We start from the raw sequence: 22,068 nt of genomic DNA on the forward strand, positions 1-22,068 counted from the left end.
ACGATAGCAGTGTGTCAGTCGAAAAATCTGCCCGTGAGGCACCGCCATCGGGGGCAAGCCCCCTCCCACATGTTGACCCTATTCCTACAGTAGAAGCTGTGTAGAAATCAGATATCCGCCAACGCCGACACCAGGATCGCCTTGATGGTATGCATGCGGTTTTCCGCCTGCTCAAAGGCAATGTTGGCCGGCGATTCGAAGACTTCCTCGGTCACTTCCACGCCATTGGCCAAGTGCGGGTAGCGCGCGGCGATGTCCTTGCCGACCTTGGTTTCACTGTTGTGAAACGCCGGCAGGCAGTGCATGAACTTCACCCGTGGGTTGCCCGAGGCCTTCATCATCTTGGCGTTGACCTGGTAAGGCAGCAGTTGCTCGATACGCTCGTCCCAGGCTTCCACCGGCTCACCCATGGACACCCAGATATCGGTGTGGATGAAGTCCACGCCCTTGACCGCCTCGACCGGGTCTTCGGTGATGGTGATGCGTGCGCCGCTTTCTTCAGCGAAGGCCTGGCACTGCTTGATGAAATCGTCGTGTGGCCACAGCGCTTTTGGCGCGCCGATGCGCACGTCCATGCCGAGTTTGGCACCGATCATCAGCAGCGAGTTGCCCATGTTGTAGCGCGCGTCCCCAAGGTAGGCGTAGCTGATGTCATGCAGCGGCTTGTCGCTGTGTTCGCGCATGGTCAGGGTGTCGGCGATCATTTGCGTGGGGTGGAATTCGGCGGTGAGGCCGTTGAACACTGGCACGCCGGCGAATTTGGCCAGTTCTTCGACGATTTCCTGCGCAAAGCCACGGTACTCGATGGCATCGAACATGCGCCCGAGTACGCGGGCAGTGTCTTTCATGCTTTCCTTGTGGCCGATCTGCGACGACACCGGGTCGATATAGGTGACGTGGGCGCCCTGGTCGTGGGCCGCCACTTCGAACGCGCAGCGGGTGCGGGTCGAGGTTTTTTCAAAGATCAACGCGATGTTTTTGCCCTGCAGGTGCGGACGCTCGGTGCCGGTGTATTTGGCGCGCTTGAGGTCGCGGGACAGGTCCAGCAGGTAGTTCAGCTCGCGGGTGGTGTGGTGCATCAGCGACAGCAGGCTGCGGTTGCGCATATTGAAAGCCATGATGGATCTCCTTAATAGTCGATTGGGTCGCGGATGATCGGGCAGGTCATGCAGTGGCCGCCGCCACGGCCTCGGCCCAGTTCACCGGCGCTGATGGTGATGACTTCCACCCCGGCCTTGCGCAGCAGGGTGTTGGTGTAGGTGTTGCGGTCGTAGCCGATCACCACGCCCGGTTCCACGGCCACCACGTTGTTGCCGTCATCCCACTGCTCGCGTTCAGCGGCGAAGCTGTTGCCGCCGGTCTCGACGACACGCAGCGCCTTGAGGTTGAGGGCGGCGGCGACGGTATCGAGGAAGTTGGTGGTCTCCCGTTGGATATCGATACCGTGGGGCTTGCTCTCGTCAGGGCGCAGGGTGAAGGGCACGATCTGGTTGACCACTTCGGGGAAGACGGTGACCAGGTCGCGGTCACAGAAGCTGAACACGGTGTCCAGGTGCATGGCCGCGCGGGATTTGGGCAGGCCGGCGACGATCACGCGTTCCACTGCCTTGTTCTTGAACAGATTGCGCGCCAGTTGGCCGATGGCCTGATGGGAGGAACGTTCGCCCATGCCGATCAACACCACGCCGTTGCCGATCGGCATCACGTCACCGCCTTCCAGCGTGGCGGCGCCGTGGTCCTGGTCGGGGTCGCCGTACCAGATCTGGAAGTCAGCCTGGGTGAATTCGGGGTGGAATTTATAGATGGCGCTGGTCAGCAGGGTTTCCTGGCGTCGCGCCGGCCAGTACATCGGGTTGAGCGTCACGCCGCCGTAGATCCAGCAGGTGGTGTCGCGGGTGAACTGGGTATTGGGCAGCGGCGGCAGAATGAAACTGGCGTTGCCGAGGAAGTCGCGGAACATCTCGATGGTCCTGCCGCCGAAGCTGCTCGGCAAGTCATCGGCCGACACGCCACCGATCAGGAACTCGGTGATCTTGCGTGGCTCCAGGCTGCGCAGCCAGGAACCGACTTCTTCGACCAGGCCCAGGCCAACCGTATTGGCGGTGATCTTGCGTTCAAGGATCCAGTCCAGAGCCTCAGGGATGGCGACGATGTCGGTCAGCAGGTTGTGCATTTCCAGCACATCAATGTCCCGCTCGCGCATCTTGGTGACGAAATCGAAATGGTCGCGCTTGGCCTGGGCCACCCAGAGCACGTCATCGAACAGCAGCTCGTCGCAGTTGTTGGGGGTCAGCCGCTGGTGGGCCAAGCCTGGGGAGCACACCATGACTTTGCGCAGTTTGCCGGCTTCGGAATGTACGCCGTACTTAACTTTTTCCGTGGTCATTACAGATCCTCCAGTGAACCTACAGTTACAGAGTCAGGAAGCCGTCGTAGAGCCCATAAGCCGCCACCAGGGCGCCAATGACCACTGCGGCGAAAATCAGCTTCTCGACGTGGGTGAATATCGGTTTGCCCAGTTCATGCTTGGCCTTGGCGAACAGGATCGCGCCGGGGGCGTAGAGCAGGGCGGAAAGCAGCAGGTATTTGGTGCCGCCGGCGTAGAGCAGCCAGATCGCATAGATCAGGGCGATAGCGCCGATGAACAGGTCTTTCTTGCGTTCCTTAAGAGCGTTTTCATAAGTCTCGCCGCGCACCGCCAGCAACAGCGCATAAGCTGCCGACCACAGGTAAGGCACCAGGATCATCGAGGTGGCGAGGTAGATCAGCGACAGGTAAGTGCTGGCGGAAAACAGCGTGATGACCAGGAACAGCTGGACCATCGCGTTGGTCAGCCACAGGGCGTTGACCGGCACGTGGTTGGCGTTTTCGCGGCGCAGAAACGCCGGCATGGTGTGGTCCTTGGCGGCGGCGAACATGATCTCCGCGCACAGCAGCACCCACGACAGCAACGCGCCCAGCAGCGAAATGATCAAGCCGACGCTGATCAGCACCGCGCCCCAGTGGCCCACCACATGCTCCAGCACGGCGGCCATCGATGGGTTCTGCAGCTTGGCCAGTTCCGGCTGGGTCATGATGCCCAGGGACAGCACGTTCACCAGCATCAGGAACAGCAGCACGGTGATAAAACCGATCACGGTGGCCTTGCCGACGTCGCTGCGTTTCTCCGCACGGGACGAGAAGATGCTCGCGCCCTCGATACCGATGAACACCCACACGGTGACCAGCATCATGTTGCGCACCTGGTTCATCACGCTGCCCAGGTCCGGATTTTTCATGCCCCAGATGTCAGCGGTGAAGATGTCCAGTTTGAACGCGAACAGTGCGATCAACACGAACAGCACCAACGGCACCACTTTGGCGACGGTGGTCACCAGGTTGATGAACGCCGCTTCCTTGATCCCGCGCAGCACCAGGAAATGCACGGCCCACAGCAACACCGACGCGCCAATCACGGCCGCCGGGGTGTTGCCTTCGCCAAAGATCGGGAAAAAGTAACCGAGGGTGCTGAACAGCAGTACGAAATACCCGACGTTGCCCAGCCAGGCACTGATCCAGTAACCCCAGGCGGACGAGAACCCCATGTAGTCGCCGAACCCGGCCTTGGCGTAGGCGTAGACACCGCCGTCCAGGTTTGGCTTGCGGTTGGCGAGGGTCTGGAACACGAATGCGAGGGTCAACATGCCGATGGCGGTAATTACCCAGCCAATCAACACCGCGCCTACGTCGGCACTGGCGGCCATATTTTGCGGCAATGAGAAGATCCCACCGCCAATCATCGAGCCGACGACGAGGGCAACCAGCGCACCAAGCCTAAGTTTTGCGGGTGAATCAGACATTGCGTGACTCCAATGCAGGAGAGAGAGATCACAGAATAATTCCGTGCGCTAATCAAACAACTGACTCAGATCACTTCATTGGCACATTCCATTGTGAATTAATGACTTAGGATGGAAGTACGTGGGATGATGAAAATCCCGAAGAAGCGCGTTGCACAGCGGTTCTTGCAGCCTGGTTAATTATTTGGTGGGACGTGGATGTATGACGCTAGTTTGCATTGGCCAATGTGCAAACTTTTTTATTAAAGTTTGACGCTCGATTTATCATGCACTTATTTAAATTCTAAATAAGCCTAAATATCCTGTCTTTACATGCCCTTATGTTATGAAGATCTACACGATTAAAGTGAATTAGATGAGCGTGTGGATGCCAGCTGAAAAATTGACTTCGAGGAATCTTCATGCCCCACCCCGCACAGAAACTTCGGCTCAGTGCCCTGATCGCCCTGGTGGTGGGTTCGATGATCGGCGGTGGGATCTTTTCCTTGCCACAGAACATGGCCGCGCGCGCGGGCGTGGGCGCGGTGCTGATCGGCTGGGCGATCACGGCGGTCGGTATGCTGACCCTGGCCTTCGTGTTCCAGACCCTGGCCAACCGCAAGCCGGAACTCGATTCTGGCGTGTATGCCTACGCCAAGGCGGGGTTTGGCGACTACATGGGGTTCTCGTCCGCCTGGGGTTACTGGATCAGTGCGTGGATGGGCAACGTCGGTTACTTCGTCTTGCTGTTCAGCACCCTCGGCTACTTTTTTCCGGTGTTCGGCCAGGGTAATACGCCGCTGGCCATCGGCTGTGCATCCGTGTTGCTGTGGGCCGTGCACTTCCTGGTGATGCGCGGGATCAAGGAGGCGGCGTTCATCAACCAGATCACCACGGTGGCGAAAATTGTGCCGCTGCTGATGTTTATCGTGATTGCCGCGGTGGCGTTCAAGGCCGACATCTTCAGCCGCGATATCTGGGGCCTGGGCAACCCACAGATGGGCAGTGTGACGGAGCAGGTGCGCCACATGATGCTGGTCACGGTGTTTGTGTTCATCGGTATTGAAGGCGCCAGCGTCTACTCGGCACGGGCCGAGAAACGCGCGGACGTGGGCCGGGCCACCGTGATTGGGTTTCTCGGCGTGCTGGCGCTGTTGATGCTGGTGAATGTGCTGTCCCTGGGGATCATGAGCCAGCCGGAACTGGCGCAATTGCAAAACCCCTCTCTGGCCGGGGTGCTGGAACATATCGTCGGGCCCTGGGGAGCGATATTGATCAGCATCGGCCTGGCGGTTTCGCTGCTCGGGGCGCTGTTGTCATGGGCGTTGCTGTGTGCGGAAATCCTTTACGCCACCGCCCAGGACAAGACCATGCCGGCGTTCCTGAAGAAGGAAAACGCCAACCAGGTGCCGGTCAACGCGCTGTGGCTGACCAATGTGATGATCCAGGCATTCCTGGTGATTACGCTGTTTTCAGCCAGTACCTACACCACCCTGATCTACCTGGCATCGTCGATGATTCTGGTGCCGTACCTGTGGTCGGCGGCCTATGCGGTGCTGTTGAGCGGGCGTGGGGAAACCTATGAGGGCGCCCGGCATCGACGCATGAAGGACTTGCTGGTGGGCCTGATTGCCCTGGCTTACGCCGTATGGCTTTTGTATGCCGGCGGCCTGAAATACCTGCTGCTGTCGGCGCTGTTGTATGCCCCGGGTGTGATTCTGTTCGCCCAGGCCAAGCGCGAGCAGGGCCAGGCCTTGTTTACCCCGGTGGAGAAAGGCATTTTCGGGTGTGTAATGGCGGGCGCCGCAGTGGCGGCCTATGGGCTGTACAGTGGGGTGTTGTCCTTGTGAGCGGTTGGGGGATTGATAGTGGCTGTACTGGCCTCATCGGGGGCAAGCCCCCTCCCACATTTGATTTGTGAACCCAGTCAAAAGTGGGAGGGGGGCTTGCCCCCGATAGCGGTTTTGAGGTCACCACTGAGGCCGATGCGACCCCAATTCCCCAGCCGGCACCTCCCATTGCAACGGCGTACCGCTGATCGTCAGCGGCGCCAGCAATCGATGCGCCTGGCCCCAGGCGGTCTGTTCCACCACCAGACCTTGATCACCCGCTTCTTCGGCCCGCAACGCCGGTTGCTCCGGCACCTGCCCCGCATCCACCAGTAACTTCGCCGTGCGCGCCAGCGACAACCGCGCCGAACCACCACGCCCGGACTTCAAGCGTTCGCCCAACGCCCGGATCGCGCTCGCTGCCATCAAATACCCGGTCGCGTGGTCCAGCGCCTGCACCGGCAGGGGCAACGGTTTGTCCGCCTGCTTCCCAGTCATGCCGGCTTCGGCAATCCCGCTGCTCATCTGCACCAGGCTGTCAAACCCGCGCCGATTGCGCCATGGGCCGCTCCAGCCATAGGCGTTGAGGCTGACGTCGATCAGGCCCGGCGCGATGCGTTGCAGGTCGTCGCCCGCGTAGCCCAGTTGCTCTAACGCATCGGCGCGGTAACCGTGGAACAGAATGTCGGCGTCCCCGAGTAACGCTTCGAAGACCTGCCGGCCTTCGGCGCTTTTCAGGTCAAGCCGCGCGCAGCGCTTGCCCAGGGTCATTTCCGGCACCACGCCGGGCTCGTCCCAGGTGGGCGAGTCGATGCGCAATACGTCCGCGCCCAGACCCGCGAGAAAACGACTGGCGACCGGGCCGGCCAGGACGCGGGTCAAATCCAGCACCTTGATACCGGCCAGCGGTCGGGCCATGGTGCCGAGCCAGGGTTTGTTGCCGACGGTGGCGAAGGCCTGCCGCTGTATCAGGGGCTCGGCATTCACCGCCATGCCTTGGGCGTGGCCCTGCCAGGCTTGCCACGTACGCATCTGCGCCGCGCAACCGCCTGCGTCGACCACCGCCTGTTCCAGTTCGGCGGCGTTCCACTTGGCGACGTTACGCGCCATTTGCGCGCGTTCAGTCACGTTGCCCAGCACCCGCTCAGCGGCGGCGCGGTGATGGGGAGCGTTGGTGTGCAAACGAATCCAGCCGTCGGCGCTGGCGTAGTCACCGGCTATCGGGTCCCACAGCGGCGGCACTTGCCAACCCAGCGGGCGAATCGATGAGGAAAACCAGAACGAGGCGAGGCGACGGTCTACGCTGATGCTCGGCAAACGTGCGGTCTGTTGGCGGATAAGCTCGGCAACGGCCTGGCCGGCGGCGCCGATGCTGGCGGCGGCCAGATCAGTCACGGCGAAGGCCGAGGGCAGGGCGCCGGGCTCGCTCAGGGTCAGCGGGGTGTGCGGTAGATCGAGTGCGGCTTGGATGGATGTCAGCAGGTCAGTCATCGAAGGCCCTCCTTAAGAGAAGGGCCACTATAGAAGATCATCCGGCCGGTGTGACAACCCCAGGTGCCAATGGCAGCTCGATACTGGCGACAAAGCCGCCGCCTGGGTGATTGGCCAGGATCAGGTGGCCGCCATGGCGTTCGGCGGCGCGACGTGCAATCGCCAGGCCCAGGCCGTGGCCTTGCGCGGTCTGACCGGGGGCGCGGTAGAACGGCTCGCCCAATTGGCTCAGGTGCTCGGTGTCGACACCGGGGCCGTGATCGCGCACGCTGATCAGGATCCGGTCGCCGTGCCGCTGCGCGTGCAACTCGATGGGTTGGCCGGCCGGGTTGAAGCGCTGGGCATTGCGCAGCAGGTTATCCACGGCGCGTTCGATCATGGTCGGCCAGCCCTTGAGGCGCAGGTCGGGTTCAGCCGTCAGTTGCACCTCTTGCTCCGGCGCGCTGAGCTGGGCGTCCTTTTGCAGCGTCTTGAGCAGCGGGTTGAGGTCGATCTCTTCGGCGCTGGCGTTGTCGGCATCCACCCGGGCCAGTACCAGAATTTCACTGATCAGGGCTTCCAGGCGGTCGCATTCGCGGGTCAGGCGCGGCCAGAGTTTTTCCCGTTCTTCGGGGCTGGCGCGCTCGGCCAGGGCCAGGGCGATACGCAAGCGGGCCAGGGGCGAGCGCAGTTCGTGGGAGACGTCGCGCAACAGTTGGCGCTGGCTGCCGATCAGGCTTTGCAGGCGGGCGCCCATGCGGTTGAAGTCGGTGGCCAGTACGCCAAATTCATCGCGGCGATTGGCCAATTGCGCCAGGCTGTTCTGCTGGTATGTGGCTTGGCCCAGGTCGTGCACCGCGCCGCGCAGTCGGCTGAGCGGGCGGGTGATGGACAGGGTCACCAACAGACTGAACAGCGTCAGCACCACCAGGGCAATGGCCAGGGCGCTGAACGGCCATAACAGGCTGCTGCGGTGCCAGGCATCCAGCTCCGGATGGGGAATGCGATAGATCAGCAGGTAGGTGTCGCCGGTTTTTTCGCTGGTGTATTCGGCGGTCAGGCGCCGCCAGGGCAGATGGCCGTCCTGGCTGTCATTCTGCCGGGCTTCGAAGGCGGCGGCACGGCGCGGGAAGGTGCCGCGTACCACCGGCTCGCCGCCCTCGTTGAGCACTTGCACGTCAATGTGGTACTGGCGCTTGCGCTGCTGCAGCAACTCCTGGGCAGCCTCTTCGCCCTGGGCTTCGTAGAGTTGCGTCCACTCTTGCGCCAGATTGTTGAGGCCGGGATGGCGGCTGAGAATCCAGGCGTCCTGGTTCAGCATATGCCCAAGCAGGATCGACAACCCGGCAACCAGGGCGATGGCCAACCAGAAACTCGCCAGGATGCGCCAGAACAATGAACGCACGGGAAACCCTCAAACAGGAAAAGCCCAGTGGCGGGGGGCCACTGGGCTGGGAGCATTAACGCTAGGGCATTATTGCGCTTTTTGCGGCTGTTGCGCTTTCCAGGCCTGGAATTCCTTCCATTCGGCACGACGCTGCTCTTGTTGCTTGACGATCTCGTCGAACTGCTTCTGCTGATCGGGCTTGAGGATGGCGCGGATACCGGCCTGGGTTTTCTGCTTGCCGGCGGCGATTTCGTCCTGCATGGCTTTCTGGTCAGCGGCCGGCAGTTTGTCCAGGTACTTCTGGGTCAGCTCTTTGCGAGCGTGCCATTGGTCACCCATCAGCTTGCGGATCTGCTCGCGTTGTTCCTTGCTCAAATCCAGCTGGCTGAACGGGCCGCCTTTACCACGCGGACCGTGTTCACCGTGACCCGGGCCACCCATCATGTGGCCTTCCGGGCCGCCCATCGGGCCTGGGCCTTCCGGCATGGCGGCCATGGCGACGGTAGGCAGTGCAGCGGCGAACATCAAAGCGATAAGGGTCTTGCGCATGGTGATTCTCCTGTCTCTGTTCCGGTGAGTCCGGATGTGAGTAGGTTACCCAGGGCAAGGTCAGCCGCCGTCAGCGGAGCGTAAAGGTTTGGTAAGGGGCAAACTGCAAGCTGCAAGCTACAAGCTACAAGCTGCAAGCTGTAAGGGGCAAGCTGCAAGCTGCAAGCTGCAAGCTGCAAGCTGTAAGGGGCAAGCTGCAAGCTACAAGCTACAAGTGAACAGCTCTTACTTGCAGCTTGCAGCTTGCAGCTTGTAGCTTATAGCTGCCCCCTAAAAACTATAATAGTAACCACGACTACGCAGCGCCACGATCCGTGGCCGGCCGTCCGGGTGCGGGCCGATCTTCTTGCGCAGGTTGCTCACGTGCATGTCCAGGCTGCGATCGTAGAGGGTCAACTTGCGGCCCAGGGCGATCTGCGCCAGTTCCTGTTTATCCAGGGGTTCGCCGGGTTGGCGCAGCAAGGCTTCGAGCAGGCGGCTTTCGGAGACCGTCAGGGTAAATTCCTGTTCGTCGATGCTGACCACCCCGCGCACCGGGCTGAAGCACAGGTCGCCCAACTCCAGTTGGGACGACACGGCAGCCGGATGACTGCGGCGCAGCACGGCGCGCAAGCGCGCGGTGAGTTCGCGCGGGTCGCAGGGCTTGGCCAGGTAATCGTCGGCGCCCAGTTCCAGGCCGAGGATGCGGTCCAGGGGTTCGCCGCGGGCCGAGAGCATCAGCACCGGCAACTCCGGGTGGTCGTTGCGCAATTGCTTGAGCAACTCCAGGCCACTGCCGTCGGGCAGCATCACGTCGAGCACCACCGCTGCTGGAGCGGCTTCGGCCAAGGCCTTGCGGGCGCTGGAGCCGTCATGGCAGGCGCGCACCTGGAAACCTTCCTGGCTCAGCCAACTGGTCAGCAGCTCACAGAGCTCCTGGTCATCATCTATCAGTAACAGCTCGCTCATGACTCACTCAATTTAGCCATTGTCGACGACGACGGTGCCCACCGCTGGCAAAGATACCGCACAGCAAGGCGATCAGTGCGACGCCCGCGCCGATGACAAACCATTGCTGCTGCTCGGTCAGCCATCGAGTCAAGGCACCGGCCTGTGTTTCTTTGAGTTGCTGGACCAGGCGTTGGTTCTCCTGGCGCAAACGACTCAGTTGCGCGCTTTCCGGGTTCGATTGCGCGCCTTGCAGTTGCTTGCTCAGCGCTTCGCGTAGCCCTTCGCTTTCTTTCAAGCGTTGCTGCAATTCGGTGATCTGGCTGCCGGCACTCAAGGACAGCGGCGTGGAGCTGCCACCATTCGAAAGTTCTTCAGCATGGGCCGTCGCCCCGATCATTAACATTGCCAACAGACACAACTGACGTAAGCGCATCGGAACTCCTGATTCCACACGAATATTCAGAACGTTGTCGGCAGGTTAGCGGGAATAATGAGCCATCAGGCTGGCGCCCAAGCGTTTTGGTTCGGCGCCACCGGGCTCAAGGCAGGACTTGCTTGAACGGCTTGATCACGACATCAGCGTAGACGCCCGCCGCCACATAAGGATCAGCCTTGGCCCACGCCTGGGCATCGGCCAGGGACGCGAACTCGGCAACGATCAGGCTGCCGGTGAAACCCGCGTCGCCCGGGTCGTTGCTGTCGACGGCCGGGTGCGGGCCAGCCAGTACGATGCGGCCTTCGGTTTGCAGCTGCTTGAGGCGTTCGACATGGGCCGGGCGCACGCTCAGGCGTTTTTCCAGCGAATTGGCAACATCGGTGGCAATGATGGCGTAGAGCATGTCAGTCCTCGGTTTTCGGCGTGGTGGCAGTGTCATGCAGGTGGCGCGACAGGTAGATACCCTGGCCGACCAGGAACAGCAGGGTCATGGCCAGGCTGCCGAACACCTTGAAGTCGACCCAGTAGTCTTGAAAGGTAAACGCCACGAACAGGTTGGCGGCACCGCAGAAGATGAAAAACACGATCCAGGCCACGTTCAAGCGTACCCAGATCGGCTCCGGCAAAGTCAGCGCGTGGCCCATGATCCGCCTGATCAGCAGGCGATCACCAATGAAGTGGCTGCCGATGAAGACCAGGGCGAACAGCCAGTTGACCACCGGGGCTTTCCACTTGAGGAAGGTTTCGCTGTGGAAGGCCAGGGTCAGGCCGCCGAACACCAGGCAGGCGATGAGGGTCAGCCACTGGCTTTTTTCCAGCTTGCGCTGGGAGATGAAGATGGCGCCGTACACCACGATGGAGCTGATGATCAGCACGGCGGTGGCGCTGTAGATGCCGCCGAACGACAGTTCGTGACCGGCGATATCGATGACCCTGGGGTCGAGTTTGGTAACGATGAAAAACAGCAACAGCGGGATGAAGTCGATGAATTGTTTCACAGTAAGAGCCAGAAGCTGGATGTGGCGGCATAATAACAAACATCCTTGGTTGCGATAGCGCCAGCTGACTTGAGGTTACACACTCCCGTGAATGTTGATTTGCACTGCCACAGCACGGCCTCCGACGGCGCCCTGGCGCCTGCGGTACTGGTTGCGCGTGCGTTTGAAAAAGGCGTGCGAGTCCTGTCGCTGACCGACCACGACACCCTCGAAGGCCTCGATGAGGCCCGCGCGGCGGCTAACGCATTGGGTATGCAACTGGTCAACGGCGTGGAATTGTCCTGCACCTGGGGCGGCGCCACCATTCACGTGCTCGGCTACGGTTTCGAGCAAAACGCCCCGGCCCTGGTGGCGGCCATCGCCCAATTGCACGATGGCCGCTGGCTGCGGTCCGAAGAAATAAGCCGCAAGCTCAGCCTCAAAGGCATGCCTGGCGCCCTGGACGGCGCCCGCGCCATCCAGCAGGAGCTGGGCGACAGCGGCAATGCACCGGCCCGTCCGCACTTTGCCGACTGGATGGTGCGTGAAGGTTTCGTCAAGGACCGCGCCGAAGCTTTCCGTAAATGGTTGGGCGCGGGCAAGCTGGGTGATGTGAAGCAACACTGGCCAACCCTGGAAGACACCGTCGGCACCCTGCGGGCCTCCGGCGCCTGGGTCAGCCTGGCGCACCCCTGGCATTACGATTTCACCCGCAGCAAGCGCCGCAAGCTGATAGGCGACTATATTGGAGCGGGCGGCCACGCGATCGAAGTGGTCAACGGGCATCAACCCGCCGAGCAGGTCGGCAGCCTGGCGATCCTGGCCCGCGAATTTGGTCTGCTGGTCAGTGCCGGCAGTGATTTTCATGGCCCGGGCGGCTGGTCCGAGATCGGCGAGTATCGCCAGGTACCGGATGATCTGCCGCTGTTGTGGGGACGATTCAAGCATGACCCCATTATTGCCACCGTCTGAACAGGTAGAACACGTGAGTCAATTCTTCCAGATTCATCCGGAAAACCCCCAGGCGCGCCTGATCAAACAGGCCGTCGAGATCATTCGCGCCGGCGGCGTGGTGATCTATCCAACAGATTCGTCCTACGCCATCGGTTGCCAGATCGGCGACAAAGGCGCGGTCGAGCGGGTCAGACGCCTGCGTGACCTGGACAAAAATCATAACTTTGCGCTGATCTGCAGCGACTTGTCGCAGCTGGGGCTGTTCGCCAAGGTCGACACGGGCACCTTCCGCTTGCTCAAGGCGCACACCCCAGGGCCGTATACCTTCATTCTCAACGCTACCCGCGAAGTGCCGCGCCTGTTGCTGCACCCGAAGAAGCGCACCATCGGCCTGCGCGTGCCGGAACACCCGATTGCCCTGGCGCTGCTGGCCGAGCTGGGTGAGCCGCTGATGAGCGTGTCGTTGATCATGCCGGGCGATACCGAACCGCTGGAAGACCCGTACGAAATGCGCCAGTTGCTGGAGAAGCAGGTCGATCTGATCATCGACGGCGGCTTCGGCGGCGGCAAGGCGTCCACCGTGATCAACCTGGCCGACGGCGAACCTGAAGTGATCCGTGTGGGATGCGGCGACCCTACGCCGTTTATGGTCGAGGCCTGAATGTCGGTCGTGGAAACCGTCGATCCCCAGGCGGGCGCTCAGCAGGAACTGCCATTTGCCATGGTGTATGGCCAGGCGGTCATGGAAATGCCGCTGGACCTGTACATCCCGCCCGACGCCCTGGAAGTCTTCCTTGAGGCCTTCGAAGGCCCGCTGGACTTGCTGCTGTACCTGATTCGCAAACAGAACATCAACATCCTCGATATTCCCGTAGCGGAAATCACCCGGCAGTACATGGGCTATGTCGAACTGATGCAGTCGGTGCGCCTGGAACTGGCCGCCGAGTACCTGGTGATGGCCGCGATGCTCGCCGAGATCAAGTCGCGCATGTTGCTGCCGCGCTCGGAGACGGTCGAGGCTGAAGAAGATGACCCGCGCGCCGAACTGATCCGCCGCTTGCAGGAATACGAACGCTTCAAGGCAGCTGCCGAAGGTATCGACGGTTTGAGTCGCGTCGGCCGCGATGTGGTGGTGCCCAAGCTGGACGCGCCCGAAGCGCGCGCGCGCAAGCTGCTGCCTGACGTCAGCCTGGAGGAGCTGCTGATGTCCATGGCCGAGGTGCTGCGCCGTGGCGACATGTTCGAAAGCCACCAGGTCAGTCGCGAAGCCCTGTCCACCCGCGAGCGTATGAGCGATGTGCTGGAGCGCCTCAAGGGCGGCGGGTTTGTGCCGTTTGTCGAGCTGTTCACCGCAGAAGAAGGGCGCCTGGGTGTGGTGGTGACCTTCATGGCGATCCTGGAGCTGGTCAAGGAGTCCTTGGTCGAACTGGTCCAGAATGAGCCGTTTGCGGCTATCCATGTGCGGGCGCGAGCCGAATAACGAGCTGAATCGATGAATCTGACTGAACCCCGCGAACTGGCGCCCTTGCTGGAAGCTTTCCTTCTGGCCTCGGGCAAGCCGCAATCCCTGGAGCGCCTGTTCGAACTCTTTGAAGAGGCCGAACGCCCCGAACCGCCTGTGTTCAAGAAGGCGCTGGAGATCCTGCGCAAGTCCTGCGACGGTCGCGCCTTTGAGTTGCGTGAAGTGGCGTCGGGTTATCGCCTGCAGATCCGCGAGAAATTTTCCCCGTGGGTGGGACGCTTGTGGGAGGAACGCCCGCAGCGTTATTCGCGGGCGATGCTGGAGACCATGGCGTTGATCGCCTATCGCCAGCCGATCACCCGGGGCGAGATCGAAGATGTGCGTGGTGTGGCGGTCAACAGTCATATCGTCAAGACGCTGCTGGAACGCGAGTGGATCCGCATCGTCGGCTACCGTGACGTGCCCGGCAAACCGGCGATGTTCGCCACCACCAAAGTGTTCCTCGACCACTTCAACCTGAAAAACCTCGACGACCTGCCGCCGTTGGCCGAGCTGCGCGAGATGGAAGCCGAGCCGGTGCTGGATTTCGACGATGCGCCGGTGCCGCAGAGCCTGCAGGAACTGGCCGATGCCAGTGCCGAGCCGGAGGAACCCAAGGACGAAACCAGTTTCCATACCTTGTTGCTGGAACTGGATGACATGGAGCAGGGGATCAAGACCGACTTTGATGATTTGCTGCGTGATGGCGTGTCGCAGCCGCAAACCCAGGTGAACGTTGAGCCCGAGCCCGACGTCGAAGAAGACGTGCTGGGCGTGGCCGATGCCCGCGAAAAACTGCTGGCCGCCGTCGCCGCCCTCGAACAGCCACCGCTGAGCGATGAAGAAGATGAAGCCCGGGCGTTGGCCGAGGCGATCGAAAACGAACGCCGCCAACTCGAAGACTGACACGGTCCAATGTGGGAGGGGGCTTGCCCCCGATAGCAGTGTGTCAGTCAGCACAACCATCACTGGTACACCGTAATCGGGGGCAAGCCCCCTCGCACATTTTGATCGCCGTTGTCCGAGAGCAAATATGACTTCGACCAAAGACCCCTGCATCAGCATCTGCAAGTTCAGCGACGACATCTGTGTCGGCTGCGGGCGCAGCAAGCGTGAAATCCGCGCCTGGAAGAAGCTCGACAAAGTCGATAAGCGCACGGTGCTGGCCGAAGCCGAACTGCGCTTGCTGGCCCTCGGCGCCACCGGTCGGCGGAAAAGCAAATGACTTGGGTGTTATCGACTACTCTCTGATGCGCAACACGCGCCATGCGCGTATGATTCGCGACCCTTTGCCGACCTATTCGGCCAAAGCCCCGCTTTCAACACTCTTCAGGCCACGCCTGAATCGACCCACCGGGAGGTGCTTAAGATGAACGACAAAGACCAGAACGACAGCCAGGAAATCGGCCCAGCAGGCGAAAAACTGCAAAAGGTGCTGGCGCGTATCGGCGTGGGTTCGCGCCGCGACGTCGAAGCCTGGATCACCCAGAAGCGCATCAAGGTCAACGGCGTCGAGGCCACCCTCGGCCAGCGCGTCGACCTGCACGATGCAATCACCATCGATGGCAAGGTCATCAAGCGCGAAGAGGCCGCTGAATCGGTCCGCCGCGTGATCATGTACAACAAGCCCGACGGCGAGATCTGCACCCGTGACGACCCGGAAGGCCGTCCGACCGTGTTCGACAAGATGCCCAAGCCGAAAGAAGGCCGCTGGATCAACATCGGTCGTCTGGACATCAATACCACCGGCTTGCTGATGTTCACCACCGACGGTGAGCTGGCCAACCGCCTGATGCACCCCTCCTACGAGATGGACCGCGAATACGCCGTGCGTGTGCGTGGCGAAGTCGATGACGAGATGATCGAGCGCTTGAAAGCCGGTGTGGTCCTTGAAGACGGCCCGGCCAAGTTCACCGACATCAAGCAGGCGCCGGGTGGTGAAGGCTTCAACCACTGGTACCACTGCGTGGTGATGGAAGGCCGTAACCGTGAAGTCCGTCGCCTGTGGGAGTCCCAGGGCCTGGTGGTCAGCCGCCTGAAGCGTGTGCGTTTCGGCCCGGTGTTCCTCAACTCCGACTTGCCGATGGGTCGCTGGCGCGAAATGAGCCAGTACGAAGTCGACATCCTCAGCGCCGAAGTCGGCCTGACGCCGGTCGCGATGCCGCAGATGAACGCCAAGAGCAAAGACAAGCTTGAGCGTATGCAGCGTAAATCGTCGCGTCCCGTGCCGCGTACCGAGCGCGTTGCCCGCACCCTGCGCCCGGCGTTGAATGCACCGGCCACCGGCGGCCGTATCTCCCGTGAGCCGCAGATCGAAGGTGAGCGCCGTCCCACCTCGCCATCGCGCCAGGAAGGCGAGCGTGCTCCACGCGCACCGCGTCCGGCCCCGTCGGGTGGTCGCAGCAACCGTGGTGAAGCCGACCGTCCGGCCGACAACGCCAGCACCAAGCGTCCGGCCAAGCCTTCGGCGAACAAGCGCCCTGGCCCGAAACTGGTAGCTGACGAGCCGTCGGGCAAGCGCCGTGGCGCCCCTGCCGGCTCCGGTCAGCGTCCGGGTTTTGGTCGCAAGAAGCCGCAGTGATGCCGTAGCCGCTGCATAAAAAAGCCAACCCCAGGGTTGGCTTTTTTTTTCTCTGAATTTGAAATGCAATCAACTGTGGGAGGGGGCTTGCCCCCGATTGCAGTGTGTCAGCCTCAGTATCTGTCACTGATTCACCGCTATCGGGGGCAAGCCCCCTCCCACAGTTGGATCTCCAGTGTTTTCGAGTCCTTCGCTCAGAACGCAAACGTCCCATCAAACACCGGCTTGTCATCCAGCGCCAACACCCCGCTGGCAAAGATCAGGTCCAGGTGATGACTGCCTTTCTGCCCGCCACCCAAGCCCAGATGCAACCCGCAATGGCGCTCTTCAAAGCCCGCATTGCGCGCATACAAATCCTTCACCCCTTCATTGGTGCCAATCCCCAGCTCTTCCACGCGGCGGTTCGACGGGTTGGCATTCAGGTACTTGTTGAAGTCATCCACCAGCCCCGGTACGTCGCTGGCCACGCTGCAAATGGTGGAGTTCTCTATCCACAGTTCCAGGGGGGACTCCAGCACGCCGTATTTACGCGCAAAGGGGATGGTGCTGAGGAAGGTGCCGACAAACCTGACTTGCCCGTTGATGGCTTCGCTGTGGGTGGCGATCTCGCCAGGCGCCAGGTCGTGGTTGCCGACGCCGTTGATATTGGTCCACTTCTTGATGCTGCTCATCGGAGCTTCGAGGCGCGAGCCGTGCTTGTCGGTGAAGCTCAGCACGGTGGCCTCGGTCATGCGCCGGATCAAGGTGGCGTTGAGGTCGGCGATGCGCTGCGGTTCGACGCTGAAAGTGTCGTAGAAGTAGTCGCCATAATCCTTGAACAACAGCGACTTCTTCCAATGTTCGGCCATCACGCCTTGCAGCGCGCGGATAAAATCCGGGCCTTCGGCACGTGGGTTAGGCAGGGTCGAGGAGTCGTAGAGAAACAGGTACAGGTCGCAGGCTTCGATGGCCTGGGCCAGGGATTGGCTGGCGCTCAGGTCCAGGCGCTGCACCTGGAAATTGAAACGGGCGGCGCTGCCTTGGGTAATTGCCTGGGCGATGGCGTCGTAGCGCTCGGTATGGCCCAGCAGCACGGTAGGGCGGCTCAGACCCTGGAGGGCCGGGTGGTGAGCAAGGTAATAGAGAAAGTGTTCAACGGCGCGGGCCTTGTCCATGACGGGTGTCCTTCGATGCCTTGGGTAAGGGGGCAGGTGCCGTGCACGGCACCTGCCGGATGCCTGCCGGGTGTTAGAACGGCCACATCGCGGTGCCAAATGGCACAACGGCATCGGCTTGCATCATTTCAACGGCGGCCTCATGGGTCGGCGCTTCAAACCAATCGTCGAGTTGCAGTTCGGTTTCCAGGTCTTTTTCCAGTGCTTGCATGGTGTATCTCCTAGAGGACGTTGTTTGAGAACGGCTTGCCAACGGGCTTCGCAGGCAAGTGCAGAGAACCTAGGAGAGAGTGTTTCAAAATGCAAAATATTTATTGACACGGTTTCATTTGGATTTTTTCTTCGGTTTTTTCGAGGTTATTTTTTATTGAGAGAAAACAGTTGATTGGCTGAACCGATTGTTCGGTCAGGTCTGACTGACAATTTTACGTAGACCCTCATTTTAGCCTGACCGTAAAGCCAGTTTTCCGGCGTGTAACGCTAGGTTTACGCAGTTGACCGGGTAAGCCTGGGCGGAAAATCGCTGTAAGGAATACCTGACAGATTGTCGAGTGCGCGCTCGTGGGGCGTGCCGAACCCGTCGAGCGGTGTACAATGCGCCGCGTTTTACTGTGACCCCCTTGCGTATCCACGCAAAGGCCAAGACCTCAGGGGTTCAATCGCCCTGATCACTCCGCCCGGTCACGAGCCGGACGGGTTCGATTTCGTCACAGATAAAAACAAACAGGTGACGCATGACCGCTAGAAAGACGCTGTACTCCTGGTGCCTGCGCTGGGGTTTGAGCGGCGCTGCTTGAGTCGGTAATTCAAGGCAGCAACCTGCATTCAACCTCTTCAAACCTTGCGTGAGACCCTTTTCATGAGTGAACCCCATTGCTCTTCAGGCGAGCTGAAACGCGGCCTGAAAAATCGGCATATCCAGTTGATCGCCCTGGGTGGCGCCATCGGCACCGGTCTGTTCCTCGGTTCGGCCGGGGTACTCAAATCCGCCGGCCCGTCGATGATCCTGGGCTATGCCATCTGCGGCTTTATCGCCTTCATGATCATGCGCCAGCTCGGCGAAATGATCGTCGAAGAACCGGTTGCCGGCTCCTTCAGCCATTTTGCCCACAAGTACTGGGGCGGTTTCGCCGGTTTCCTGTCGGGCTGGAACTGCTGGATTCTGTACATCCTGGTGGGCATGTCGGAGCTGACGGCCGTTGGTAAATACGTGCATTACTGGTGGCCGGAGATTCCGACCTGGGTCTCGGCGGCGGCGTTCTTCGTGCTGATCAACCTGATCAACCTGGCCAACGTCAAAGTCTTTGGTGAAGCCGAGTTCTGGTTCGCAATCATCAAGGTGGTGGCAATCGTCGGCATGATCGCCCTGGGCAGCTATCTGCTGGTCAGCGGCAGCGGCGGGCCGCAGGCTTCGGTGAGCAACCTGTGGGAGCACGGCGGCTTCTTCCCCCATGGCGTGGGTGGGTTGGTGATGGCCATGGCGATCATCATGTTCTCCTTCGGCGGCCTGGAAATGCTCGGATTTACCGCTGCCGAAGCCGATCAGCCCCGCACCGTGATCCCCAAGGCGATCAATCAGGTGATCTACCGCATCCTGATTTTCTACATCGGCGCGTTGGTGGTGCTGTTGTCGTTGACGCCGTGGGACAGCTTGCTGGCCACCCTGAACGCCTCCGGCGATGCCTACAGCGGCAGCCCGTTCGTGCAGGTGTTCTCGATGCTGGGCAGCAACACCGCCGCGCATATCCTCAATTTCGTGGTGTTGACGGCGGCGCTGTCGGTGTACAACAGCGGCACCTACTGCAACAGCCGCATGCTGTTGGGCATGGCCGAACAGGGCGATGCACCGAAGGCGCTGGCCAGCATCGACAAGCGCGGTGTACCGGTGCGTGCGATCCTGGCGTCGGCGGTGGTCACGCTGGTAGCGGTGTTGATGAACTACTTCATCCCGCAGCATGCGCTGCAATTGCTGATGTCGCTGGTGGTGGCCACGCTGGTGATCAACTGGGCGATGATCAGCTTCTCCCACTTCAAGTTCCGCCAGCACATGAACCGTACCGGCCAGGTGCCGCTGTTCAAGGCGTTGTGGTACCCCTATGGGAACTGCATCTGCCTGGCGTTCGTGGTGTTTATCCTGGTGATCATGCTGATGATTCCGGGAATTCAGCTGTCGGTGTATGCGATTCCGGTGTGGGTGGCGTTCATGGCGGTGTGCTACTGGATCAAGAACAAGCGCAAGGCGCAGCATTGCTTGACGACGGCGGCCTTAACGGCAAAGTAAAAGCCGCATCCAGTGCCAAGTTGTGGGAGCAGGCTTACTCCCACAATTGGAACGCGTTCGACTTAAAGGCGCGTATCCTTGAACGCCCACTCTGCCAAGGCCCCCGTTCTCCATGCTGGTGATTTCCAACAACGTCCACTTGCCCGATGCTGAAGTCGAGCTGACCGCCATTCGCGCCCAGGGCGCCGGTGGGCAGAACGTCAACAAGGTATCGAGTGCGGTGCACCTGCGATTTGATATTCCGGCGTCGTCATTGCCGCCATTCTACAAGGAGCGGCTGTTGGCATTACGCGACAGCCGTATCACCAGTGATGGCGTACTGGTGCTCAAGGCCCAGCAATATCGCACCCAGGAACAGAATCGCGCCGATGCGCTCGAGCGCCTGGTGGAGTTGATCCTCAGCGCCACCAAGGTGGAGAAGAAGCGCCGGCCGACCAAGCCGACCCTGGGCTCGAAAAAGCGTCGTCTCGAATCCAAGACCAAGCGTGGCAGCATCAAGGCCGGGCGCGGCAAGGTCGACTTTTAGTCCTGGCGTGCTTCGCGGGCCTTGGGCGCCTGGCGATACAGGTACACACTGAGCAGCAAACCACCCAGGGCGGCGAGGGCGGCGAACAGGAAGATCGAACCAAAGCCGAAGCCTGCCGCCACGGCCCCGGCCAATGGTCCGGTGATACCCAGGGATAAATCGATAAACAGCGAATAGGCCCCCACCGCCGCACCGCGGCTGGAGGCAGGCACCAGGTTGACCGCTTCCACCCCCAGCGCCGGAAATACCAGGGAAAAGCCAAACCCGCTCAACGCCGCGCCCGCCAGGGCCAGGTTGGCGTCCGGCGCAAGCCACAGCAACAGCAGCCCGAGGATCTCCACCGACAGGCAGGCAATCGCCACGCGAAACCCGCCGATACGGTTGATCAGGTTGCCGAACAGCAGGCGCGCACCGATAAAGCTGGCACCAAACAAGCTCAAGGCCCACACCGCGTTGTCCCAGTGCTGGGTGGTGTAATACAGCGTGATAAAGGTCGCGATGGTGCCAAAGCCGATGGAACCCAACGCCAGCGCGCAGCCATGGGGCAATACCCGGCCCAGCACATTCATGAACGGCAGGCGCACGCCGCTGACGATTGGCGCGGCGACCTTGTTCCAGGCCAGCAACAGGCCGACTGCCGCCAGCAGAACAATGCTGACCCCCATGCTCCACAGTCCGAAATGTCTGACCAGTACTACGCCCAGCGGCGCACCGATCGCCAGGGCGCCATAGCTGGCGATGCCATTCCAGGAGATGACCTTGGCGGTATTCGCCGCACCGACCCGGCCAATGCCCCAACCAATGGCGCCCGAGCCCACCAGGCTTTCAGCGCTGCCCAATACCAGGCGACCGATCAGCAGGCTGCCCAGGCTCACGGCCGGCAGGCTTGAAAACCACGCCGCCAGCAGCATGAACACACCGCTCAAGCCACACCCCGCCAAGCCGATCAGCACCGCACGCTTGCTGCCCAGGTTATCGATGACTTTGCCCGCGTATGGGCGACTCAGCAGGGTGGCCAGGTACTGCACGCTGATCACCAGACCGGCAACCACCGCGCCATAGCCCAGTTCGCTGTGGACATAGCCTGGCAATACGGCCAGGGGGATGCCGATATTCAGGTAGCCGATAAAGGTGAACAGCACGATGGAAACAACTTGCAGCGTGACCGCCATGGGGCGCTGGGTATCTGGCATGGGGAGAGGTCCACTGTCGCAGCAGGTAAAGATAGGCTGCTAATGATACCGGTGGTTTGGTTCGTGCAGGGCGTTAAAGCGCAAAAACCTCAGCTCAGGAACACTTCAGGCTTGCGCGGGGGCCAGCAATTGGGTGGTGACCAGGGCGGCCAGGGCGTTTTCCTGGGTGCCGAAGCGCTTGAGCAACACGGCTTGTTTGTCCGCGCTGAGGCGGTTCCAGACCTCGACCATCTGCAGGGCGGCGTCGAGTACGGCGGTATCAGGGGTATCGGTCATTTTTGCAGGGGTCTCGGATGATTCAGGCAGTGTGGAAAGCGCTCAAAGCTGCGCTTTCCACACGGTCTGGTACGGCGTCAGTCCTGGCTTTCGCTGTCGACTGGTTGTGCGTCTTTGGCTTCGGGCCGCGTGTCGCTGGCCTGCTGCGGTGCTGGCTGCTCTGTAGGGTGCAGGCTTGGGAAGGGGAGATTAGGTATCTCGTGCAT

24 protein-coding genes are annotated in these 22,068 nt (G+C 61.1%); 9 read left to right on the top strand and 15 right to left on the bottom strand.

From position 1 onward, the window contains the following. Positions 1-107: 107 nt before the first annotated feature. From BFQ04_RS02085 to arcD (BFQ04_RS02095), 3 genes are read right to left on the bottom strand one after another with little or no spacing between them, the layout of a single operon-like run. Positions 108-1,118 (bottom strand): ornithine carbamoyltransferase, encoded by a 1,011-nt coding sequence (locus BFQ04_RS02085; RefSeq protein WP_065949359.1) that lies wholly within the window; start codon positions 1,116-1,118, stop codon positions 108-110. Positions 1,119-1,129: 11 nt separating this feature from the next. After that, entirely contained in the window at positions 1,130-2,386 is a 1,257-nt protein-coding gene (gene arcA, locus BFQ04_RS02090) for an arginine deiminase (RefSeq protein ID WP_065949360.1), read from the bottom strand. Positions 2,387-2,411: 25 nt separating this feature from the next. Further along, positions 2,412-3,839: an arginine-ornithine antiporter gene (arcD, locus tag BFQ04_RS02095; protein WP_065949361.1), complete on the bottom strand. Its 1,428-nt coding sequence runs from the start codon at positions 3,837-3,839 to the stop codon at positions 2,412-2,414. 401 nt (positions 3,840-4,240) lie between these two features. On the opposite strand from arcD (BFQ04_RS02095), the gene arcD (BFQ04_RS02100) reads away from it, so the two are divergent. Further along, positions 4,241-5,668, top strand: a complete 1,428-nt coding sequence (gene arcD, locus BFQ04_RS02100) for an arginine-ornithine antiporter (protein WP_065949362.1) — start codon at positions 4,241-4,243, stop codon at positions 5,666-5,668. Positions 5,669-5,788: 120 nt separating this feature from the next. Here arcD (BFQ04_RS02100) and BFQ04_RS02105 read toward each other — a convergent pair whose 3' ends face one another. The 7 genes from BFQ04_RS02105 to BFQ04_RS02135 all read right to left on the bottom strand — a co-directional run bounded on the left by BFQ04_RS02105 (position 5,789) and on the right by BFQ04_RS02135 (position 11,417). Continuing rightward, the gene (locus BFQ04_RS02105; protein WP_065949363.1) at positions 5,789-7,138 is read right to left on the bottom strand and encodes a CoA transferase; all 1,350 of its coding nucleotides are present in this window, start codon (positions 7,136-7,138) and stop codon (positions 5,789-5,791) included. 37 nt (positions 7,139-7,175) lie between these two features. Further along, positions 7,176-8,522 carry a sensor histidine kinase gene (locus tag BFQ04_RS02110; RefSeq protein ID WP_065949364.1) on the bottom strand — a complete coding sequence of 449 codons (1,347 nt, stop codon included), beginning with the start codon at positions 8,520-8,522 and terminating at the stop codon, positions 7,176-7,178. 69 nt (positions 8,523-8,591) lie between these two features. Then, complete coding sequence (locus BFQ04_RS02115) at positions 8,592-9,053, bottom strand: LTXXQ domain protein (protein WP_065949365.1); 462 nt, start codon at positions 9,051-9,053, stop codon at positions 8,592-8,594. 270 nt (positions 9,054-9,323) lie between these two features. Continuing rightward, complete coding sequence (locus BFQ04_RS02120; protein ID WP_065949366.1) at positions 9,324-10,001, bottom strand: response regulator transcription factor; 678 nt, start codon at positions 9,999-10,001, stop codon at positions 9,324-9,326. A 7-nt stretch (positions 10,002-10,008) separates the two neighbouring features. Next, positions 10,009-10,416 (bottom strand): translation initiation factor 2, encoded by a 408-nt coding sequence (locus tag BFQ04_RS02125; RefSeq protein ID WP_065949367.1) that lies wholly within the window; start codon positions 10,414-10,416, stop codon positions 10,009-10,011. A 106-nt stretch (positions 10,417-10,522) separates the two neighbouring features. Further along, positions 10,523-10,822 carry a YciI family protein gene (locus BFQ04_RS02130; protein WP_065887633.1) on the bottom strand — a complete coding sequence of 100 codons (300 nt, stop codon included), beginning with the start codon at positions 10,820-10,822 and terminating at the stop codon, positions 10,523-10,525. A 1-nt stretch (position 10,823) separates the two neighbouring features. Then, complete coding sequence (locus BFQ04_RS02135; protein ID WP_065949368.1) at positions 10,824-11,417, bottom strand: septation protein A; 594 nt, start codon at positions 11,415-11,417, stop codon at positions 10,824-10,826. A gap of 87 nt (positions 11,418-11,504) precedes the next feature. Between BFQ04_RS02135 and BFQ04_RS02140 the strand changes: the two genes are divergently transcribed. The 6 genes from BFQ04_RS02140 to rluB all read left to right on the top strand — a co-directional run bounded on the left by BFQ04_RS02140 (position 11,505) and on the right by rluB (position 16,432). After that, positions 11,505-12,368 carry a PHP domain-containing protein gene (locus BFQ04_RS02140; RefSeq protein ID WP_065949369.1) on the top strand — a complete coding sequence of 288 codons (864 nt, stop codon included), beginning with the start codon at positions 11,505-11,507 and terminating at the stop codon, positions 12,366-12,368. A 13-nt stretch (positions 12,369-12,381) separates the two neighbouring features. Next, positions 12,382-13,011: an L-threonylcarbamoyladenylate synthase gene (locus tag BFQ04_RS02145; RefSeq protein ID WP_065949370.1), complete on the top strand. Its 630-nt coding sequence runs from the start codon at positions 12,382-12,384 to the stop codon at positions 13,009-13,011. Between the two features lie 120 nt (positions 13,012-13,131). Further along, the gene (locus tag BFQ04_RS02150; protein WP_164365898.1) at positions 13,132-13,830 is read left to right on the top strand and encodes a segregation and condensation protein A; all 699 of its coding nucleotides are present in this window, start codon (positions 13,132-13,134) and stop codon (positions 13,828-13,830) included. A gap of 12 nt (positions 13,831-13,842) precedes the next feature. Beyond that, complete coding sequence (gene scpB / locus BFQ04_RS02155; RefSeq protein ID WP_065949371.1) at positions 13,843-14,757, top strand: SMC-Scp complex subunit ScpB; 915 nt, start codon at positions 13,843-13,845, stop codon at positions 14,755-14,757. A gap of 127 nt (positions 14,758-14,884) precedes the next feature. After that, on the top strand, positions 14,885-15,076 hold the full coding sequence (locus BFQ04_RS02160) for a DUF1289 domain-containing protein (protein ID WP_065887639.1): 192 nt from the start codon (positions 14,885-14,887) through the stop codon (positions 15,074-15,076). 144 nt (positions 15,077-15,220) lie between these two features. After that, positions 15,221-16,432, top strand: a complete 1,212-nt coding sequence (rluB, locus tag BFQ04_RS02165) for a 23S rRNA pseudouridine(2605) synthase RluB (RefSeq protein ID WP_065949372.1) — start codon at positions 15,221-15,223, stop codon at positions 16,430-16,432. 194 nt (positions 16,433-16,626) lie between these two features. On the opposite strand, the gene BFQ04_RS02170 is transcribed toward rluB, so the two are convergent. Together BFQ04_RS02170 and BFQ04_RS29590 are read right to left on the bottom strand one after the other, a co-directional pair. After that, positions 16,627-17,586 carry a leucyl aminopeptidase gene (locus BFQ04_RS02170; protein WP_065949373.1) on the bottom strand — a complete coding sequence of 320 codons (960 nt, stop codon included), beginning with the start codon at positions 17,584-17,586 and terminating at the stop codon, positions 16,627-16,629. A gap of 73 nt (positions 17,587-17,659) precedes the next feature. Continuing rightward, positions 17,660-17,797: a hypothetical protein gene (locus BFQ04_RS29590; protein WP_003237751.1), complete on the bottom strand. Its 138-nt coding sequence runs from the start codon at positions 17,795-17,797 to the stop codon at positions 17,660-17,662. A gap of 648 nt (positions 17,798-18,445) precedes the next feature. On the opposite strand from BFQ04_RS29590, the gene BFQ04_RS02180 reads away from it, so the two are divergent. Both BFQ04_RS02180 and arfB read left to right on the top strand, forming a co-directional pair. Beyond that, a complete protein-coding gene (locus tag BFQ04_RS02180) occupies positions 18,446-19,867 on the top strand; it encodes an amino acid permease (protein ID WP_065949375.1) in 1,422 nt (473 codons plus the stop codon). Between the two features lie 112 nt (positions 19,868-19,979). Continuing rightward, on the top strand, positions 19,980-20,393 hold the full coding sequence (gene arfB, locus BFQ04_RS02185) for an alternative ribosome rescue aminoacyl-tRNA hydrolase ArfB (protein WP_065949376.1): 414 nt from the start codon (positions 19,980-19,982) through the stop codon (positions 20,391-20,393). Here the strand turns inward: arfB and BFQ04_RS02190 are convergent. The 3 genes from BFQ04_RS02190 to BFQ04_RS29880 form a co-directional block, all read right to left on the bottom strand. Beyond that, on the bottom strand, positions 20,390-21,586 hold the full coding sequence (locus BFQ04_RS02190; protein WP_065949377.1) for an MFS transporter: 1,197 nt from the start codon (positions 21,584-21,586) through the stop codon (positions 20,390-20,392). The two genes, arfB and BFQ04_RS02190, sit on opposite strands and share 4 nt — an antisense overlap. A gap of 105 nt (positions 21,587-21,691) precedes the next feature. Next, positions 21,692-21,862 carry a hypothetical protein gene (locus BFQ04_RS29595; protein WP_164484665.1) on the bottom strand — a complete coding sequence of 57 codons (171 nt, stop codon included), beginning with the start codon at positions 21,860-21,862 and terminating at the stop codon, positions 21,692-21,694. Positions 21,863-21,939: 77 nt separating this feature from the next. Beyond that, positions 21,940-22,068: a hypothetical protein gene (locus tag BFQ04_RS29880; RefSeq protein ID WP_256544551.1), complete on the bottom strand. Its 129-nt coding sequence runs from the start codon at positions 22,066-22,068 to the stop codon at positions 21,940-21,942.

Source organism: Pseudomonas sp. 37 R 15 (genome assembly GCF_900004865.1).
Taxonomy (GTDB): domain Bacteria; phylum Pseudomonadota; class Gammaproteobacteria; order Pseudomonadales; family Pseudomonadaceae; genus Aquipseudomonas; species Aquipseudomonas fluorescens_AM.

Excerpts from the sequence above, each read along its gene's own strand:
- BFQ04_RS02170 (WP_065949373.1), bottom strand. The coding sequence starts at position 17,586 with ATGGACAAGGCCCGCGCCGTTGAACACTTTCTCTATTACCTTGCTCAC.
- BFQ04_RS02115 (WP_065949365.1), bottom strand. The coding sequence starts at position 9,053 with ATGCGCAAGACCCTTATCGCTTTGATGTTCGCCGCTGCACTGCCTACC.
- BFQ04_RS02125 (WP_065949367.1), bottom strand. The coding sequence starts at position 10,416 with ATGCGCTTACGTCAGTTGTGTCTGTTGGCAATGTTAATGATCGGGGCG.
- BFQ04_RS02085 (WP_065949359.1), bottom strand. The coding sequence starts at position 1,118 with ATGGCTTTCAATATGCGCAACCGCAGCCTGCTGTCGCTGATGCACCAC.
- rluB (WP_065949372.1), top strand. The coding sequence starts at position 15,221 with ATGAACGACAAAGACCAGAACGACAGCCAGGAAATCGGCCCAGCAGGC.
- BFQ04_RS29595 (WP_164484665.1), bottom strand. The coding sequence starts at position 21,862 with ATGACCGATACCCCTGATACCGCCGTACTCGACGCCGCCCTGCAGATG.
- BFQ04_RS29590 (WP_003237751.1), bottom strand. The coding sequence starts at position 17,797 with ATGCAAGCACTGGAAAAAGACCTGGAAACCGAACTGCAACTCGACGAT.
- BFQ04_RS02105 (WP_065949363.1), bottom strand. The coding sequence starts at position 7,138 with ATGACTGACCTGCTGACATCCATCCAAGCCGCACTCGATCTACCGCAC.
- scpB (WP_065949371.1), top strand. The coding sequence starts at position 13,843 with ATGAATCTGACTGAACCCCGCGAACTGGCGCCCTTGCTGGAAGCTTTC.
- BFQ04_RS02120 (WP_065949366.1), bottom strand. The coding sequence starts at position 10,001 with ATGAGCGAGCTGTTACTGATAGATGATGACCAGGAGCTCTGTGAGCTG.
- arcA (WP_065949360.1), bottom strand. The coding sequence starts at position 2,386 with ATGACCACGGAAAAAGTTAAGTACGGCGTACATTCCGAAGCCGGCAAA.
- BFQ04_RS02180 (WP_065949375.1), top strand. The coding sequence starts at position 18,446 with ATGAGTGAACCCCATTGCTCTTCAGGCGAGCTGAAACGCGGCCTGAAA.
- BFQ04_RS02130 (WP_065887633.1), bottom strand. The coding sequence starts at position 10,822 with ATGCTCTACGCCATCATTGCCACCGATGTTGCCAATTCGCTGGAAAAA.
- arcD (WP_065949362.1), top strand. The coding sequence starts at position 4,241 with ATGCCCCACCCCGCACAGAAACTTCGGCTCAGTGCCCTGATCGCCCTG.
- BFQ04_RS29880 (WP_256544551.1), bottom strand. The coding sequence starts at position 22,068 with ATGCACGAGATACCTAATCTCCCCTTCCCAAGCCTGCACCCTACAGAG.
- arfB (WP_065949376.1), top strand. The coding sequence starts at position 19,980 with ATGCTGGTGATTTCCAACAACGTCCACTTGCCCGATGCTGAAGTCGAG.
- arcD (WP_065949361.1), bottom strand. The coding sequence starts at position 3,839 with ATGTCTGATTCACCCGCAAAACTTAGGCTTGGTGCGCTGGTTGCCCTC.
- BFQ04_RS02160 (WP_065887639.1), top strand. The coding sequence starts at position 14,885 with ATGACTTCGACCAAAGACCCCTGCATCAGCATCTGCAAGTTCAGCGAC.
- BFQ04_RS02190 (WP_065949377.1), bottom strand. The coding sequence starts at position 21,586 with ATGCCAGATACCCAGCGCCCCATGGCGGTCACGCTGCAAGTTGTTTCC.